This window comes from Streptomyces sp. NPDC048696, from assembly GCF_043198895.1.
GTDB lineage: Bacteria > Actinomycetota > Actinomycetes > Streptomycetales > Streptomycetaceae > Streptomyces.
Window position 1 is genome coordinate 80369 of sequence record NZ_JBICVJ010000016.1, and the last position, 15722, is coordinate 96090.

A 15722-nucleotide genomic window follows, 5' to 3' on the forward strand; every position below is an offset into this window, starting at 1 on the left:
GCGACCGCCCGGCGGAGCCCCGGTGGCCCTCAAGTGCTCGCGTACGGGTTTTCCTCGTCCTCGCCCAGTACGCCCACGAACGGGGCGCCCTCCCCCGCGAAGACGTACGCGCCGGACTCGATTCGGGTGATCAGGCCTCGGGTCCATTCCGCGTCCGCGTCCGCCGAGTGGAGCCACATGTTCATGATCTCGCCGATGTGGCCCAGCGACTGGGGGCCGTCCGCCGGGGTGTAGTAGTCGGTCACCGAGATGCGCCATGCCGCCAGTTTCTCCAGGCGTACGCGCAGGAGCGCCACCACCTCGTCGCGCGGGAGGTCGACCATGAAGCCGATGGCCGCCGACAGGAGGTCCATCTTCTGGTCGTACGACGTCAGCGCCGTACGCAGGAGTTTCAGGAACTCCTCGCGGCCGGCGTCCGTCAGCTCGTACTCGGTGCGGGGCGGGCCGCCCGCCGTGCTCGGGGCGGTCTCATGGGCGTGCAGCACGCCCTGCTTCGCCATCTGCTTCAGCGCGTGGTAGATCGAACCGGGCTTGGCGTTGGACCACTCGTGGGCGCCCCAGTACTCCAGGTCGTTGCGGACCTGGTACCCGTGCGCCCGCCCGTGCTGGCGGACCGCGCCGAGCACGAGGAGGCGGATCGTCGACATGCGTTCCAGGCTATGCCCCCGGGCACGGGCCCCCGCGGACAACCTCGGACGCCTCCGCAGTCGCACTCAGAACGGGAAGCGGCTCCTCCCGTGCTGGACCGAGATCCACTTCTGCGTCGTGAACGCCTCGATCGTCGAGTCGCCGTTGAGGCGGCCGAGGCCCGAGTACTTCTCGCCGCCGAACGACACCAGCGGCTCGTCCTGGATCGTGGAGTCGTTGACGTGGATCATCCCGGTGACGATCCGCTTCGCGAACCGCACACCGCGCTCCACGTTGGCGGTGTGGACGGCGCCGCTCAGTCCGTACGGGCTGTCGTTGGCCATCCGTACCCCCTCCTCCTCGCCGTCGAAGGAGAGCAGCAGCACCACCGGGCCGAAGATCTCCTGGCGCAGCAGCGGGGAGTCGTCGGGCAGGCCGGTCAGGACGGTCGGCTCGACGAGGTTGCCGCGCGTGCGGCCCCGTACGAGTGCGGTGGCGCCCTCGGCGACGGCCTGTTCGACCAGTGAGGTCAGCGCGTCCGCCTGGAAGTTGTTGATCACCGGGCCGATGTCGGTCGCCGGGTCGGACGGGTCGCCGGTCTTCAGGGCCAGCACGCGCGCGACGAACTTCTCGGTGAACTTCTGCTCGATGCTGCGGTCCACCAGCACCCGGTTGGCGGCCATGCAGACCTGCCCCTGGTACACGAAACGACTGAAAACCGCCGCCTCGACCGCGTAGTCGATGTCCGCGTCCTCAAGGACCACCAGCGCGCTGTTGCCGCTGAGTTCGAGGATCGCCCGCTTGAAGTGGCTGCCCGCGACGGCGGCCACATGGCGGCCGGTGCGGTCGGAGCCCGCGAACGAGATCACCTTGGGCACCGGGTGCTCTATCAGCGCGTCGCCGATCTCGGCGATATCCGTGACCAGCACGTTCAGCAGCCCGGCGGGCAGACCCGCGTCCTCGAAGATCTTGGCGATGAGCCCGCCGCCGACCACCGGCGCGTTCTGATTCGGCTTGATGACGACGGCGTTGCCGAGCGCGAGGGCGGGTGCGACCGACTTCATCGTCACCAGGAACGGGAAGTTGAAGGGGCTTATCACCCCGACGACGCCGACCGGCAGCCGGTAGACGCGGTTCTCCTTGCCGTCGACCGGGGAGGGCAGGATGCGGCCCTCGGGGCGTATCGCCAGCTGTATCGCCTCGCGCAGGAACTCCTTGGCGAGGTGCACCTCGTAACCGGCCTTGAGGCGGGTGCCGCCCAGTTCGGTGACGATGGCCTCGACGATCTCGGACTCGCGCTCCTCGGTGATCCGCAGGGCGCGCTCGAAGACCAGTCTTCGGCTGTAGGGGTTGGTCGCGCCCCAGCCGGTCTGGGCCCGCTCGGCCGCGCGATAGGCCTGGTCGACCTCGTCCACCGTGGCGACCGTGATGGCTGCGAGCTTCTCCCCGTTGTACGGATCGAAGTCGATGATGTCCCAGGACCCACTGCCGGTGCGCCACTCGCCGTCGATGTACTGGTGGGCCAGGTCGGTGAAGAAGGACATGCCATCCCTTACTGCTGCCACTGCGCCGCCACCGTGTCCGTCGCGAACGGGTTCGTCGTCGCGTCCACTGTGTCCCCCGCTTCTGGTGCACAACCCTGATGTGACGTCATCGTACTGACGTATCAGATGAGTTGGAGTAGTCCACGGAGAAGATCGCGGCTCTCCTCGGGCCCCGGGCTGTCCTTCTGGAGGCGTTCCATCGCCCTTTCGTACTGGGCGACCTCCTCGGGCTTGTCCAGGTAGAGCGAGCTGGTGAGCTGCTCCAGGTACACGATGTCGGAGAGGTCCGACTCGGGGAAGCGCAGCAAGGTGAACGCCCCGCTCTCGCCCGCGTGGCCGCCGAAGCTGAACGGCATGACCTGGAGGGTCACGTTCGGCTGCTCGGACACCTCGATGAGATGTTTCAACTGGCCGCGCATCACGTCCCGTTCGCCGTACGGGCGGCGCAGCGCGGCCTCGTCGAGCACCGCGTGGAACTTCGGGGCGCGCTCGGAGACGAGGGCCTTCTGGCGCTCCAGGCGCAGGGCCACGCGGCGGTCGATCTCCGCGTGCGACCCGTTCGGCATGCCGCGCTTGACGACGGCGTGCGCGTACGCCTCGGTCTGCAACAGGCCGTGCACGAACTGCACTTCGTAGATCCGGATGAGCGAGGCCGCCCCCTCCAGACCGATGTACGTCTGGAACCAGCCGGGCAGCACGTCGCCGTAACTGTGCCACCATCCCGCGATGTTGGCCTCTTTCGCCAGCCCCAGGAGCGACGCGCGCTCGGCGTCGTCGGTGACCCCGTAGAGCGTCAGCAGGTCTTCGACATCCCTTGCCTTGAAGCTCACCCGCCCCAACTCCATACGACTGATCTTCGACTCGGACGCCCTGATCGAATACCCGGCGGCCTCACGGGTGATGCCCCGGGACTCGCGCAGGCGCCTGAGCTGTGAGCCCAGCAGAATGCGCCGGACCACCGACCCGCTCGACTCTCCTGCGGTCACTTCGCTGTCCCTCCCCAACCGACGGTGCACGGCAGTCTGCCACCAAAACGCTTCACCCCGTACTCAATCGATTACGGAAATGGTCAAGCTCAGAAATCGGCCTCGGGAAGAAATGAGCAACAATCACCACGGGGTTGGACAGGTCCGGCGCGTGCACGTGCATCTGCCCTTGCATCAGGAGCGGGCATTCGGAACCATGGTCCCCGCGCACCTGCGTGCTCGTCTTGTGTCCTGCTGTGTCCTGCGTTCTGTTCTGCTGTACGCCACGTTCGCCTGTACCGCCACGGCCGCGAATCCCGGGAGTGCCTCGCATGGGGACGAATGGATCGACCATGCTGGAGCCGTTGGAGCCTTTAAGGCAGGCCCTCCCGCCCATCGACCCGTCCGCCGTGGCCAGTTCCGCCTCCTGTGCGCTGCCCGCCCGCTATGAAGCGGTGCGCGGCGCCAGACAGTTCACCAAGAAGACACTCGGCCAGTGGGACCTGACGGAGCGGTTCGACGAAGTGGCCCTGGTCGTCTCGGAACTCGTCACCAACGCCCTGCGCCACGCGCTGCCCGCCGACACCGCCCGCGAGCCGGACGCGCCGCCCGTGCGGCTGCATCTGATGCGCTGGACCAGCCGGCTGGTGTGCGCGGTGCGCGACCCCAGTGTGGACAGCCCGTCCTCGCCCGGCTCGGACGACTGCGACGCGGAGTCGGGGCGCGGCCTGTTCCTGGTCGACTCGTTCAGCGACTCCTGGGGCTGGCACCCGCTCACCGGCACGCTGAGCGGCAAGGTGGTCTGGGCCTTGTTCCGGCTCCAGCCGGTCGAGTGAGAGCACCGCGCAGTACTGACTGACCCGACTGAACCGGCCGTCCCGCGCGGGGGCGGCCGGTTTTCTTTGCTTCGTACGACAAATGGATCAATCGGCGGCTGATCAGTCCACGATCAGGTGGTCGAACTCGCCGTCCTTGATGCCGAGGAGCATCGCCTCGATCTCCGCCCGGGTGTAGACCAGCGCGGGTCCGTCCGGAAACGTCGAGTTGCGGACGGCGACCCTTCCTCCCGACAGCCTGGCGAACTCCACACAGGTTCCCTGGGAGTTGCTGTGCCGGCTCTTCTGCCAGACGACACCGTGAAGCTCTGTTGCCGCCATGCCGTTGTACGCGTGGTGCAAGGTCGCTCCCGGGGGATGTGCAGACGTACATCTGTGAAAGGTCAACTGCCCCGGATCATAGCCGTGTTCACATGCGTCTGCATGAGCATATGCACGTGCACGCGGGGTGCTCGGGCCGTTACAGTCATTTCGCGTACGCTCCGGGGCACGTCCACGGCGTACGAGCGCGGGCCCTTCCCCTAAGAAGAGACGCCTGCCGGGCCCCTCTGGTTCAAACCACCGGGCGACGGCGGGAGCAACGTGGTGAAGGCCACTGGCTGGTAGCTTGTCGCGGTCCGGGAAGCGTGGAAGCAAGGGGATTTCGCAGTGCGCAGGCATGTACGTACCGGGGCGGGCGCCGTGGCGCTGGCCGCCTGTCTCGCCCTGGCCGGGTGCTCCAGCTCAAGCAGCGGCGGCGACAAGCCCAAGGACAAGAACACCGGCGGCACGCAGAGCGCGAGCCCCAGCGGCAGCGGCGGCGGCCAGAGCGGCGGCGGCCAGAGCGGCGGTGACAGCGCCAAGGTGAGCGCCAAGGACATCGCCGGGGCCTGGGCGACGATCGCGAACGGCAAGCCCACCGCTCTGGTGATCAGCGGGACGACCGTGGCGCTCGGCGGCGAGCACACGTGCACCGGCAAGGTCAACGACAACGGCATGGCGATGATCGAGCTCAAGTGCGCGGACGGCAACACCGAACGCGTCGCGGGCATGCCCAAGCTGAGCGCGGACGGCAAGACGCTCACCGTCAAGTGGGAGAGCGGGACGACGGACAAGTTCGCCAAGTCGGCGCTGGACGGCAAGCTCCCGACCAGCGTGCCGACGACCGGGCTGCCGACGCCCTGATCCTGGCCCCGTCTAGGTTCCCGAACTCCCGGAACTGCCGGAACTGCCGGACGGTTCGGCGTCCTTCACGGACATCGGCGGGGCGGGCGCGGTGAGCGCTTCGGAGAAGTCGTCCAGGGAGCGGAGCAGCAGACCCGCTCCCTTGCGTACGACGCGGTCCGGAACGCCCTCCCCGTCCCACGCCGCCAGCGCCCGCTCGACCTCGTCCCAGGCCGGGACGCGCCGCTCCCGTACCGCCTTCGCGCCCCCCTCGGTGGCGCGGCGCAGCGCGTCGGCGTACGCGGCGGCGGCCGGGACCGGGGTCGCGCCCCTCTCCGGCACATGCGCCTCCATCAGCATCGCGATCCGGCCCAACTGGCTCACCGCGTGCGCGGCTTCCTCGGCGGCGGCGCGGGACAGGCCCCGGTGGCGTACGGGCTCGTGGGTGGCGCGGTCGTGCGCCTCCTGCCAGGCGATCCGGGCCGCGCGGGTGGCGAGCAGCGCCCGGCGCACCTCGTCGGCGGGGGCCGCGGGGTCGGCGTAGCGGGTGACGACGGCGGCCGCGTACCGCCCGCAGGCGGCCAGCCAGTCGGCGAGCCGGGTGCGCAGCCGGGGCGTCTCCCAGGCCGGGTACAGGGCGTACGAGGCCATCGCGAGCAGACCGCCGAGCAGGGTGAGCAGCACCCGGTCGGGCACGGTCTGCGTCCAGCGCAGCCCGCCCATGCCGAGCAGGAAGACCACATACGCGGACACGCAGGCGCTGGCCGCCGCGTATCCCGTACGCATCAGCAGATACATCAGGAACGCGCAGAGCACCGCGAGGGCGGCGGAGAGCGCGGTGCCGGGGTGAGTGAGCCGCACGATCCCGGTGGCCAGGGCGACGCCGACGAGGGTGCCGCCGAAGCGGGCGACCGCGCGCGAGTACGTCTGGGAGAAGTCCGGGCGCATCACCATGACGGAAGCCATCGGCGCCCAGTAGCCGTGGCCCAGCGGCAGGGCCTTGGCCAGCAGATATCCGGCGGCGGCGACCGCGGTGACGCGCACCGCGTGCCGGAAGACCGGGGAGTCGCGGCGGCCGCATTCCGTACGCATGGTGCGCAGGGCGAGCGGGACGAGGCGGGGCAGGGTGGGCCGCAGCAAGGGCTCGGACCCGGCGCCTGCGGTGCCCGCGGCCGTCTCCACCACGTCGCCGAGCAGCGCGGTCAGCCGGGTCGCGGCGCGGTAGGCGGGGCCGGAGAGGATCGCGCCGGTGTCGGGCGTACGCAGCGCGGCCTCGGCGGGGGCGGGGATGTCGACGGCCACGCCGTGCCGGATGGCGCGGGCGGCCGCGTCGAGCACGGAGGCGGCGGCGCCGAGCAGTTCGCGCACCCGGTCGCGCTCGGGGCCCTCGTCCGGCACGCCCAGCGCCGGGTCGGCGAGCGAGGCCAGGACCGGGCGGATCCGCTCGGCGACGCCCCGGGTGCCGTGCAGCTGGGCCGGGCGGCGACGGGCCTCCCGGGGCGTGACGGCGGCGGCGAGGCGGGCGGTCATCAGGGGCTCGGGGTCGAACGGGGCGCGGGGGTCGTGCCGGAGCCTGCGGGCGTAGTCGGCCTCGGCGGCGAGGGCGTCGGCGAGCGCGTCGCGCTGGGCGCCCCAGCGGCGTACCGGGACCAGCACGATGAGCGCGGCCTGCACGACCCCGCCGAGCGCGATCATCGCGGCGTGGCCGGCGGCGGTCGCGAGGTCGGTGGGGAGGGTGACGGTGACGAGCATGATCGCGACGTTCGAGGACGCGATGATGCCCACGGTCGGGCCGACGGCCCAGGCCAGTCCCGACGCGAACGTCCACGCGGCGAGCAGGAGCAGGAAGAACGGGGAGTGGGCGCCGACGAGGTAGCCGAGGAAGGTGGAGAGCGCGAGGCTGGCGCCGGATGCCAGGGCCAGTACGGGGCGGGGGCGCCAGCTGCGCTGGAAGGTGGCGACGGCCGCCTGGAGGGCGCCGAAGGCGGAGCTGACGGCTGCGGTCGGGCCGAGCAGTACGAGGCTTGCCCCGACGACGAGGGCCAGTCCTGCCGCGCCGCGCAGGGCGATGGCCGGCTCCAGCCGCCTGCGCTCCACGGTCAGGCCCGAGCGGGCGGTGTGCTTGATCGAACTGACCCAGGCCATGGCCAGAGCCTAGGACATCTCCCCCACCCCGCCCGTTCCCTCAACCCTCCGGGGGGTGGGCGGGGGTAAGGGTGGTCTCCCGGGGGCTCCGCCCCCGGACCCCTGGGCGGGGCCTGCGGCCCCTGCACCCCTTCGGCTGCGGACCGTGCTGGGTTGCTCGCGCAGTTCCCCGCGCCCCTTAGATGGGCCCTTCGGGCCCTCCTGTAGGGGCGCGGGGCTGTGACATATGCGGCTCCGCCGCGATGGGGGTCCCCCCTGTTCGAGCGGAGTCGAGAACTTGGGGGAGCGACCAGCCCCCACCGGGTCGCAGACGAAACGACAACCGCCGCAGGCGGAAACGGGGTTCGGGGCGCAGCCCGAGCAGTGGCCGTCAGGGGGTTGGGGGGAGCGCGCCCCGGGACGGGGTGCGGTGGGCGCGGTCCGCCGCAGCCGTGCCGTCCTGCCACCCCGCCGCATCCGTCGCCCCCCGCACCCGCGCCCGCACCGTCCGCGGAAACATCTCGTCCGCGCGGTCGGCGACCGCCACCGCGCGCGTGGCGAGCACCGGGAGGAGGCTGTCGTCGGCGCGTTCGGCGGACTCCTCCACCTGCCGGGCCGTGGCCGCGAGCAGGTCGCCCAGACGGTGCGCGTAGGCCAGCAGGAACGACTGGCGGAACGTCTTCGTGCGCTTGCGCCCACCCGCCCGCTGCGCGGCCTCCGCGCGCGTCATCGCCGCCGTCCCCTGCACGAGGAGCGAGGTGTAGAGCAGCTCCACCGCCTCCAGGTCGGGTTCGAAGCCGACGACCGTGGAGAAGCCGAGCTCGCCGTTCCACACCGCGCGGCAGTGGTTGGCCGAGGCGACCGCGTCGAGCAGGATCGCCTTGGACGTCTCGTACGGCGCGTCCACCCCGATCCGGCACGCCCCCGGCCCGTCCGCGCTCCGCCCGCCCGCCGCGAGCACCGCCTCGTCGATGCTGTGCAGCGCCATCAGCTCCTGCGCCTTGGCGCTCAGCGCCTCCGCCTCGTCCGGGAACTCGGTCCGTTCCGCCTTCACCAGCAGCGCCCGGATCCGCGTCAGCGCCTTCGGCTCGCCGTGCGGCGGCGGCGCGTGCACGGTGGCGCCCGGCACCGGCCCCACCGGCTCGATCGCGGGCAGCCGCAGCAGCAGCCGGTAGAGCTCCAGCACGGTCGTCGCGCGCGTGAAGCGGTCCTCCGCCCGGCCGGACGGCTCCGGCTCGGCGAGCGCGTCCACCTGCTCCCGCCAGCGCGGCGGCACCTGCGCGTACCGCCCCAGCTGTACGCGTACGAGCTCGCCCGCCAGCCGTACGTGCGGCTCCGCCAGTTCGCGGCGGACCATCCGGATCACATCCGCCGGCTGCCAGCCCCGCTCCCACGCCTGAGTGATCAAGTCATGGCCCCGCAGGGCGAGTTCCGTGTCGCAGGACGGGTCGGCGGCCAGCAGCGAGGCGCCCGTGTCCAGGCCCGCGTCCGTCTGCGCGTACAGCGCCGCGGCCAGCGCCCGCTCGACCGTCGTTCCCCCCGCGTGCCCCGCTGACATCGAAGTGTCTCCCTTTGCGTATCCGTGCGCGCCGCGCTCACCAGGGCATTGTCAGTGCCCGGTGTCACACTCGCACTCGTGGACGGAAAGTGGGCAATCGACCCCACCGAGGACGGCGGCGCGCGGCTCGTCGCCCTCGGGCGGGACGGGCTGCCCGAGGGGGCCGTGGTGCACGAGGGCGACCTGGCGGCCGCCGTGCGGTCGCGGCCCGAGGTGACGCGCTGGGTGTGGCGATCGACCGCCGACATCTATCCGCGCCTGCTCGCCGCGGGCGCGCGCGTCGAGCGGTGTTACGACATCGAGGCCGCCGAACTGCTGCTCCTGGGCCACGAGGGGCGGCTCGGCGAGCCGCGTTCGGCGGCGGCCGCGTGGGCCCGGCTGCACCGCCTCCCGGTGCCGCCGGATCCGCCCGCCCGGGCCGCCGAGCCCGGCCGCCAGTCCCCGCTCTTCGAGCCGCCGAGCGGCACCTCCCCGCCGCTGGAGGCGCTGGTCGAGGTGTACGCGGACCAGCACAGGCGGCACGACGCGGCGGCGCACCCCGGCCGGATGCGGCTGCTCACCGCGTCCGAGTCCGCCGGGACGCTGGTCGCGGCGGAGATGAACCGGGCGGGCCTGCCCTGGCGCGCGGACGTGCACCGCGAGGTGCTGCACGGCCTGCTCGGCGAGCGGTACGCGGGCGGTGGCGAGCCCCGGCGTCTGGCCGAGCTCGCGGACGAGGTGTCGGCCGCGTTCGGCCGCCGGGTGCGGCCCGATCTGCCCGCCGACGTCATCAAGGCGTTCGCGGAGGCCGGGATCCGTATCACCTCGACCCGGCGATGGGCGCTGGAGGAGATCGACCACCCGGCCGTCGCGCCGCTGGTCGCGTACAAGAAGCTCTACCGGATCTGGACCGCGCACGGCTGGAGCTGGCTGCAGGACTGGGTGCGCGACGGCCGCTTCCGCCCGGAGTACACCCCGGGCGGCACGGTGAGCGGCCGGTGGACCACCAACGGCGGGGGCGCCCTGCAGATCCCCAAGGTCATACGGCAGGCGGTCGTCGCCGACGAGGGCTGGCGGCTGGTGGTCGCGGACGCCGACCAGATGGAGCCGCGCGTGCTCGCCGCCATCTCCCGCGACCCGGGGCTGATGGAGGTGGCCGGTCACGACGGCGACCTGTACACATCGCTGTCCGACCGCGCGTTCTCCGGCGACCGCGAGCACGCGAAGATCGCGCTGCTCGGCGCGATCTACGGCCAGACGTCCGGCGACGGCCTGAAGAACCTCGCCGCGCTGCGCCGCCGCTTCCCGAAGGCCGTGGCGTACGTCGACGACGCGGCGAAGGCGGGCGAGGAGGGCCGACTCGTACGGACGTGGCTCGGGCGGACCAGTCCGCCGGCGGCCGGTGCGGGCGAGGACGGCGAGGCGGGGCTGCCCCAGGAGGGCGGCGAACTTCCCTCACAGGACGGCGAGTTCACCCCGGGCCACGCGTCGAGCAACGCGCGCGCCCGGGGCCGGTTCACCCGTAACTTCGTCGTCCAGGGCAGCGCCGCCGACTGGGCGCTGCTGCTCCTCGCCGCGCTCCGCCAGGAGCTCTCGGCCGCCGGGATGCGGGCCGAGCTCGTCTTCTTCCAGCACGACGAGGTGATCGTGCACTGTCCTCGCGAGGAGGCGGCGGCTGTGGTGACGGCGATCCGCTCGGCGGGTGAGCTGGCCGGGCGGATCGCCTTCGGGGACACGCCCGTTCGGTTTCCGTTCACCACGGCGGTGGTGGAGCGGTACTCCGAGGCGAAGTGACGCATCGCTGAGGTGCGGGTTTCGGGTGCGGGTCGGTGGGGGCTGGTCGCGCAGTTCCCCGCGCCCCTCAAGCGGGCCCTTCGGGCCCCCCAACACCTACCTCAGCATCGCCCACTTCTTGTCCAGCGCTATCGCCCTCAGCTGAGCCATCGTCAGGGCGGGGGCCTCACGCGTGGCCGGGGAGTTCTGGTTGCCCGTGTTGAACGCGCTGACGACCACCCGCAGGCCCGTCGAGCGGACCGAGTCGACCGTCCACCACACCACACCCGCGCCGCCCTTCTCGCCCGGGCGCTTGTCCTCGCCCACCCGGGTGCCGTCGGGCAGGGTCGACACGGGTTCCGGGAGCGGTACGTCCTTCATCCCGGGCTGGACGTTGATCTCGACGAGGCTCTTGCCCTTGCCGTCGTTCACGACCACGAACGCGTAGCCGCTCTGGCCGCCCTTGTCCTCGACCGTGAGCCCCTTCGGCATCGAGGCGGTCAGCTCCCGCTGCATCGCCGCCGCGCTCGGCTCGTCGTGCGGCACCCGCTCCCGGCTCGGCACCTTCGCGCCCGCCATGACCTGCTTCCACACCTCGGCGGTGACCAGCGCCTTCATCCGCTCCCCGGTCAGCGGCGGGTTGACCCGGCTGACCGTGGCGCCCTTCTCGGCGGGCGCGTTGTACTCGCTCGCGTCCACCAGTACGCCCTTCGGCGTGAGCAGCGTGGCCCGCCAGTTCTTGGTCTCCTCGTGGCGGTCGGGGTACTCGTACCCCTGCAGGAACATGTACTTGGAGCCGTCCGGCAGCACCTCGGCCGCGCACTGGTCGTAGTCCACGATCGCCTTGGACGGGCAGGTCACGAACTGCGCGGCGCTCTGGCCCGCGGGGTCGACCGTGCTCAGCGCGATCCCGACGGCCGCCGCGCCCTTGCCGTCGTCGAGGACGACCGACGCGGTCGGCGAGGCGAACGTGTCGCCCGGGCCCGTGCCCCGGCCCGTCTCCTGGCTGGTCTTCCCGGGCGGAAGCAGCGCCTTGAGGTTCTTGATCATCTGGTCGGAGGTGACCACCACCCCGTCGGGGAGCGAGGGCTTCGGCGGCGCCGCCACAGGCGCGGTCGCGCCGGAGCCGGAGCTGGAGCCGCCGGACGAGCCGTCGGTCAGTCCGCCCGCCCAGGCGCCGCCGAAGCCCACCGCCGCGAGCGCCACCACGCTCCCGGTCACCGTGGCCGCCCGCCTGCGGGCCAACCGGCGGCGGCCGCTGCGCAGGCTCCGGTCGAGCAGCGCGCTGCGGTCCTGCGGATCGAAACTGTCGCCGGTGCGGCGCATCGCCTCGCCGAGCTGGTCTTCAAAAGGCATGGTGGGACCCCACTCCTTACGTCGTGACCGAAGCCCCGTGGTCGAAGCCCCGTGATGATCGAATGCCGTACTCAGTGCGTCGAGTGCCGTGGTCAGTGCGCGGACAGCTCCGCGAGGGTGCCGCCCAGGTGCTCGCGGAGTTTGGCCAGCGCGCGCACCGAGCGGGTGCGGACGGCGGCCGAGCTGACGTGCATCGCGTCCGCCGTGTCCTCGACGCTGCGGTCCTCCCAGTACCGCAGCACCACCACCGCCCGGTCCTTGGGCGCGAGGCGGCCGAGCGCGTCGAGCAGCGCGAGGCGCAGCGCCGGGTCCTCGCCGCCGCGCTCGGCACAGTCCGGCAGCTCGCCCAGGGGGCGTTCGGTGGCCGAGCGCCGCCGCCGATGGGTGAGAAACGTCCGTACGAGAACGGTCTGGGCGTAGCCCGCGGGGTTGTCGATCCGGGAGGTCCGGCCCCACAGCGCGTACATCCGGCCCAGCGTCTCCTGCACCAGGTCCTCGGCGAGGTGGACGTCTCCGCTGGTCAGCAGGCAGGCGGAGCGGAAGAGGTGGTTCGCGCGGCCGGCCGCGAACTCCATGAACTCCTCCGCGCGCGACTGCCTGGACTGCCCCGGCTTTCTCATGCCCTCCCCCGACCCCCGTGCCGCTTCCCGCCCCTACACCTCACTGACGCGACGGGGGTCGCGAAATGTTTCACACGAGTTCTGCGGCCTCGTCGCCGTGCCGGTCCAGGGCCGCGAGCAGCGCCTCGACCTCCGCGTGCGCCTTGGGGTCGCGGCCCTCCAGAGCCGTCAGGGCCAGGCGCCACTGGGCGCGCGCCTCGGCGACGCGCCCGCGCGCGTGCTCCAGGCGCCCGTACTCGCGGCGGGCCAGGCCCTCGGTGTAGCAGTCGCAGCGCTCGCTCGCCTGGTCGATGAGGACCGTGCAGGTGGTGAACGCCTCGTCGACGCGGCCCAGTTCGCCGAGCACCCGGACCAGGCCCACGCCGGACTGGGAGCGGCCGTGCCAGTCGCCGTTCTCGCCGAGGACGCGCAGCGCGTCCTCGAAGTGGACGACGCCCTGGGCCCATTCGCCGAGCGTGATGTGCGCGTAGCCGATGTTGCAGTGGGCGGTGTGCGTCAGCAGGTCGCTGCCGATGCGGCGCCCGGCGGCGAGGCTGCGCTCGTGGTAGCCGATGGCCACGCGCGCGTCGGTGTGCTCATGGAGGTTGCCGAGATGGCTGAGGATGATCGCCTCGCCGTACGCGTCGTCGAGCTCACGGGTCAGCGCCAGGCTCCGCTCCAGCGGCTCGGCGGCCTCGGCGTGGCGGCCCAGGCGCTCCAGGAGCATGCCCCGGTTGGCGAGGGTGCGCTGGGTGCGCTGCCGCTCGCCGAGCTCCTGCCAGAGCGCGATCGCCTCGTCGTTGAGGGCGAGCGCCTCCTCGATCCGGCTGCCCAGGAAGTGCGCGCCGGCCAGGTCGCCGATGGCGTGCGCCTGGGCCACCCGGTCGCCGCACGCGCGCGCGGCGGTCAGGACGAACCGGTTGAGGTGGCGCAGCGCGCCGTATCTGCCCCGGTACTGCAGATGGCTGAAGTACGCCCGGACCAGCAGGAACACGGTCGGCGACGTGCGCGCGTACCGCTCGGTCAGGGTGAGGACGGCGGGCATCTCGCGGTCGCCCCAGGCAAGCGCGGCCTCGACGTCCTGGAACGGCGCCGCGTCGCCGACCGGGTCCGGGACCCGCGCCGGGCCCTCGCGGTCGGGCGGGGCGAGCACCAGGCTGCTCTGCCGGGCCGCCTCGGCGTACCAGCGCAGGGCGCGCTCGACGGCCTCCTCGCGCTCCCCGTCCTGCCCGGCCAGCTCGCGGGCGAAGTCCCGTACCAGGTCGTGCGGCGCGTAACGGCCGTACGAGATCTCCTCCAGGAGCGCCACCTCGACCAGCCGGTCGAGCGCGGCCCCGGTCCGCTGCTCGTCGCACCCCATCAGCCGGGCGACGACCGGGACTTCGTACGCGGGCAGGTCGAGCGCGCCCAGGCGGCGCAGCGCGAGCGCCGCGTCCGGGTCGAGCGCGCCGAGCGCGACGGCCAGCGAGCGCCGCACGCTCAGGTCGTCGTACTCCAGGTGGTCCAGCCGCCCGTCCTCGGCGTCGAGCAGCCCGGCGAGCGCGTCGGGGCTGAGCGCGCTGCGGGCGGCGAGCCGGGCCGCCGCGACCCGCAGCGCCAGCGGGAGACGCCCGCACAGCTCGACCAACCGGGCCGCGCCGTCGGGCAGTTGGCGCCCGGAGACGGCCCGCAGCAGCCCCAGGCTCTCCGCCGGGGTCATCGGGGTGAGCGGGAAGCGGGTCGCGCCGTCCAGCGCGGCCAGCGGCGAACGGCTGGTGACGACCACCGCGCAGCCGTCCCCGGCGGGCAGCAGCGGCCGCACCTGCGCGGCCGAGGCCGCGTCGTCGAGGACGAGGAGCGTACGGGTCGGGGCGAGGCGGGAGCGCAGCAGGGCGGCGGCCGCGTCGGGCACGTCCGGGACCTGCCGGGAGTCGACGCCGAGCGCGCTGAGCAGCGCGGCGAGCGCCTGGATCGGCGGCAGCGGGGCGAGGCCGGGGGTCGCGCCGCGCAGGTTCAGATAGAGCTGCCCGTCCGGGAACTCCTCGCGCAGCGTGTGCGCCACATGCAGGGCGAGCGCGCTCTTGCCGACCCCGGCCATGCCGGTGACCACGGCGAGCGGGGCGGCGCTCGGCGCGCTCACGGGGCCGGGCCGGGCCGCGCCGCGGCTTCCGGCGAGCACCGGCACGCCCGGACCGGCGAGCGCGGACAGGGCGGCGAAGGCGGCGGGGTAGCCCGATCCGGCCGGTGCGCATCCGGCGCGCACCACTCCGGCGAGCTCGCCCGCGCGGTCCACGGCCTGCGGGGACGCGACGGCCTCCCCGTCCCGGCGCCCGGTCAGCGCGGTGCGCAGCGCGGCCACCACATCGGCGCGCCCGGTGAAGTGGGCGGGTCCCGGCGGGAGTTGGGCCGGTGCGGGCAGCTCGACGGGCCGGGCGGGCTCGCGCAGGATCTCCTGGTACGCCTCCTGGACGGCGGGGCCCGGGTCGACCCCCAGCTCCTCCACCAGGGTGCGGCGCAGCCGCTGGTGCACGGCCAGCGCCTCGGCCTGGCGCCCGGTGCGGTGCAGCACCAGCATCAACTGCCGGTGGAACGCCTCCCGCAGCGGGAACTCCCCGGTCAGCGCCGCCAGTTCCGGCCCGATCCCCTCATGGCGGCCGAGCCGCAGCTCCGCCTCGTACTTCCACTCCAGGACCAGGAGTCTGGTCTCGCCGAGCCGCTGCACGAGGGCGGGCTCGCCGTCGGCCGGGTCGTAGAGGCCGCCGAGCGGCGCGCCGCGCCACAGCGCGAGGGCGGCGGCGCTCTCCTCGGCCACCACCGTCCAGTCACCCGTGTTGTACGCGGCGAGCGCCACGCGCGCGTGGGCCTCGAAGACCTGGGCGTCGAGCTCGCCCGGGTCGACCCGCAGGGCGTACCCCGGCGGCACGGCCCGCACCCGGTCCTCACCGCCCAGCAGCCGCCGCAGCCGGGCGACATGGTTGTGCAGCGACGCGGTGGCGGACGCGGGCGGTTCGTCGCCCCACAGCGCCAGTTTCAGGTCCTCGATCGGGACGACCCGGCCCGGCCGCATCAGCAGGGCGGTGAGCAGGGACCGGATCTTGCCACTTCCGACCGGCTCCCCGCGCACGGTCAATGGTCCGAGAAGGCCGAACCGAATGCACACACCGACCTCCACCGGTTGCCCCATCGACCGTCCAGCGGCTGCCCTCATGACCGTTGACCGTTGGCCACATGTTAGCGAT

12 protein-coding genes are annotated in these 15722 nt (G+C 72.9%); 3 read left to right on the forward strand and 9 right to left on the reverse strand.

From position 1 onward, the window contains the following. Window positions 1-29 precede the first annotated feature (29 nt). The 3 genes from ACGFRG_RS29125 to ACGFRG_RS29135 form a co-directional block, all read right to left on the reverse strand. Window positions 30-647: a PadR family transcriptional regulator gene (locus tag ACGFRG_RS29125; RefSeq protein ID WP_361431319.1), complete on the reverse strand. Its 618-nt coding sequence runs from the start codon at window positions 645-647 to the stop codon at window positions 30-32. 66 nt (window positions 648-713) lie between these two features. Next, on the reverse strand, window positions 714-2171 hold the full coding sequence (locus tag ACGFRG_RS29130) for an aldehyde dehydrogenase family protein (protein WP_393268649.1): 1458 nt from the start codon (window positions 2169-2171) through the stop codon (window positions 714-716). Window positions 2172-2293: 122 nt separating this feature from the next. Further along, entirely contained in the window at window positions 2294-3157 is an 864-nt protein-coding gene (locus tag ACGFRG_RS29135) for a helix-turn-helix transcriptional regulator (RefSeq protein ID WP_361431324.1), read from the reverse strand. 311 nt (window positions 3158-3468) lie between these two features. On the opposite strand from ACGFRG_RS29135, the gene ACGFRG_RS29140 reads away from it, so the two are divergent. Continuing rightward, on the forward strand, window positions 3469-3972 hold the full coding sequence (locus ACGFRG_RS29140) for an ATP-binding protein (protein WP_361431326.1): 504 nt from the start codon (window positions 3469-3471) through the stop codon (window positions 3970-3972). Window positions 3973-4074: 102 nt separating this feature from the next. Here the strand turns inward: ACGFRG_RS29140 and ACGFRG_RS29145 are convergent, their stop codons facing one another. Then, window positions 4075-4314, reverse strand: coding sequence for a DUF397 domain-containing protein (locus ACGFRG_RS29145; protein WP_361431328.1), 240 nt, complete (start codon window positions 4312-4314; stop codon window positions 4075-4077). 306 nt (window positions 4315-4620) lie between these two features. On the opposite strand from ACGFRG_RS29145, the gene ACGFRG_RS29150 reads away from it, so the two are divergent. Next, the gene (locus ACGFRG_RS29150; RefSeq protein ID WP_393268653.1) at window positions 4621-5136 is read left to right on the forward strand and encodes a hypothetical protein; all 516 of its coding nucleotides are present in this window, start codon (window positions 4621-4623) and stop codon (window positions 5134-5136) included. A gap of 12 nt (window positions 5137-5148) precedes the next feature. On the opposite strand, the gene ACGFRG_RS29155 is transcribed toward ACGFRG_RS29150, so the two are convergent. Next, on the reverse strand, window positions 5149-7260 hold the full coding sequence (locus ACGFRG_RS29155) for an FUSC family protein (protein WP_393268656.1): 2112 nt from the start codon (window positions 7258-7260) through the stop codon (window positions 5149-5151). A 370-nt stretch (window positions 7261-7630) separates the two neighbouring features. Then, a complete protein-coding gene (locus ACGFRG_RS29160) occupies window positions 7631-8797 on the reverse strand; it encodes a DUF2786 domain-containing protein (RefSeq protein ID WP_393268659.1) in 1167 nt (388 codons plus the stop codon). Between the two features lie 78 nt (window positions 8798-8875). On the opposite strand from ACGFRG_RS29160, the gene ACGFRG_RS29165 reads away from it, so the two are divergent. Next, window positions 8876-10570, forward strand: coding sequence for a bifunctional 3'-5' exonuclease/DNA polymerase (locus ACGFRG_RS29165; protein ID WP_393268662.1), 1695 nt, complete (start codon window positions 8876-8878; stop codon window positions 10568-10570). A gap of 96 nt (window positions 10571-10666) precedes the next feature. On the opposite strand, the gene ACGFRG_RS29170 is transcribed toward ACGFRG_RS29165, so the two are convergent. The 3 genes from ACGFRG_RS29170 to ACGFRG_RS29180 all read right to left on the reverse strand — a co-directional run bounded on the left by ACGFRG_RS29170 (window position 10667) and on the right by ACGFRG_RS29180 (window position 15607). Beyond that, entirely contained in the window at window positions 10667-11905 is a 1239-nt protein-coding gene (locus tag ACGFRG_RS29170; RefSeq protein ID WP_393268665.1) for a hypothetical protein, read from the reverse strand. Between the two features lie 92 nt (window positions 11906-11997). After that, window positions 11998-12525 carry a SigE family RNA polymerase sigma factor gene (locus tag ACGFRG_RS29175; protein WP_361429562.1) on the reverse strand — a complete coding sequence of 176 codons (528 nt, stop codon included), beginning with the start codon at window positions 12523-12525 and terminating at the stop codon, window positions 11998-12000. Between the two features lie 70 nt (window positions 12526-12595). After that, window positions 12596-15607, reverse strand: coding sequence for a BTAD domain-containing putative transcriptional regulator (locus ACGFRG_RS29180; RefSeq protein WP_393268668.1), 3012 nt, complete (start codon window positions 15605-15607; stop codon window positions 12596-12598). Window positions 15608-15722 lie beyond the last annotated feature (115 nt).

Excerpts from the sequence above, each read along its gene's own strand:
- ACGFRG_RS29125 (WP_361431319.1), bottom strand. The coding sequence starts at position 647 with ATGTCGACGATCCGCCTCCTCGTGCTCGGCGCGGTCCGCCAGCACGGG.
- ACGFRG_RS29130 (WP_393268649.1), bottom strand. The coding sequence starts at position 2,171 with ATGTCCTTCTTCACCGACCTGGCCCACCAGTACATCGACGGCGAGTGG.
- ACGFRG_RS29140 (WP_361431326.1), top strand. The coding sequence starts at position 3,469 with ATGGGGACGAATGGATCGACCATGCTGGAGCCGTTGGAGCCTTTAAGG.
- ACGFRG_RS29155 (WP_393268656.1), bottom strand. The coding sequence starts at position 7,260 with ATGGCCTGGGTCAGTTCGATCAAGCACACCGCCCGCTCGGGCCTGACC.
- ACGFRG_RS29160 (WP_393268659.1), bottom strand. The coding sequence starts at position 8,797 with ATGTCAGCGGGGCACGCGGGGGGAACGACGGTCGAGCGGGCGCTGGCC.
- ACGFRG_RS29170 (WP_393268665.1), bottom strand. The coding sequence starts at position 11,905 with ATGCCTTTTGAAGACCAGCTCGGCGAGGCGATGCGCCGCACCGGCGAC.
- ACGFRG_RS29175 (WP_361429562.1), bottom strand. The coding sequence starts at position 12,525 with ATGAGAAAGCCGGGGCAGTCCAGGCAGTCGCGCGCGGAGGAGTTCATG.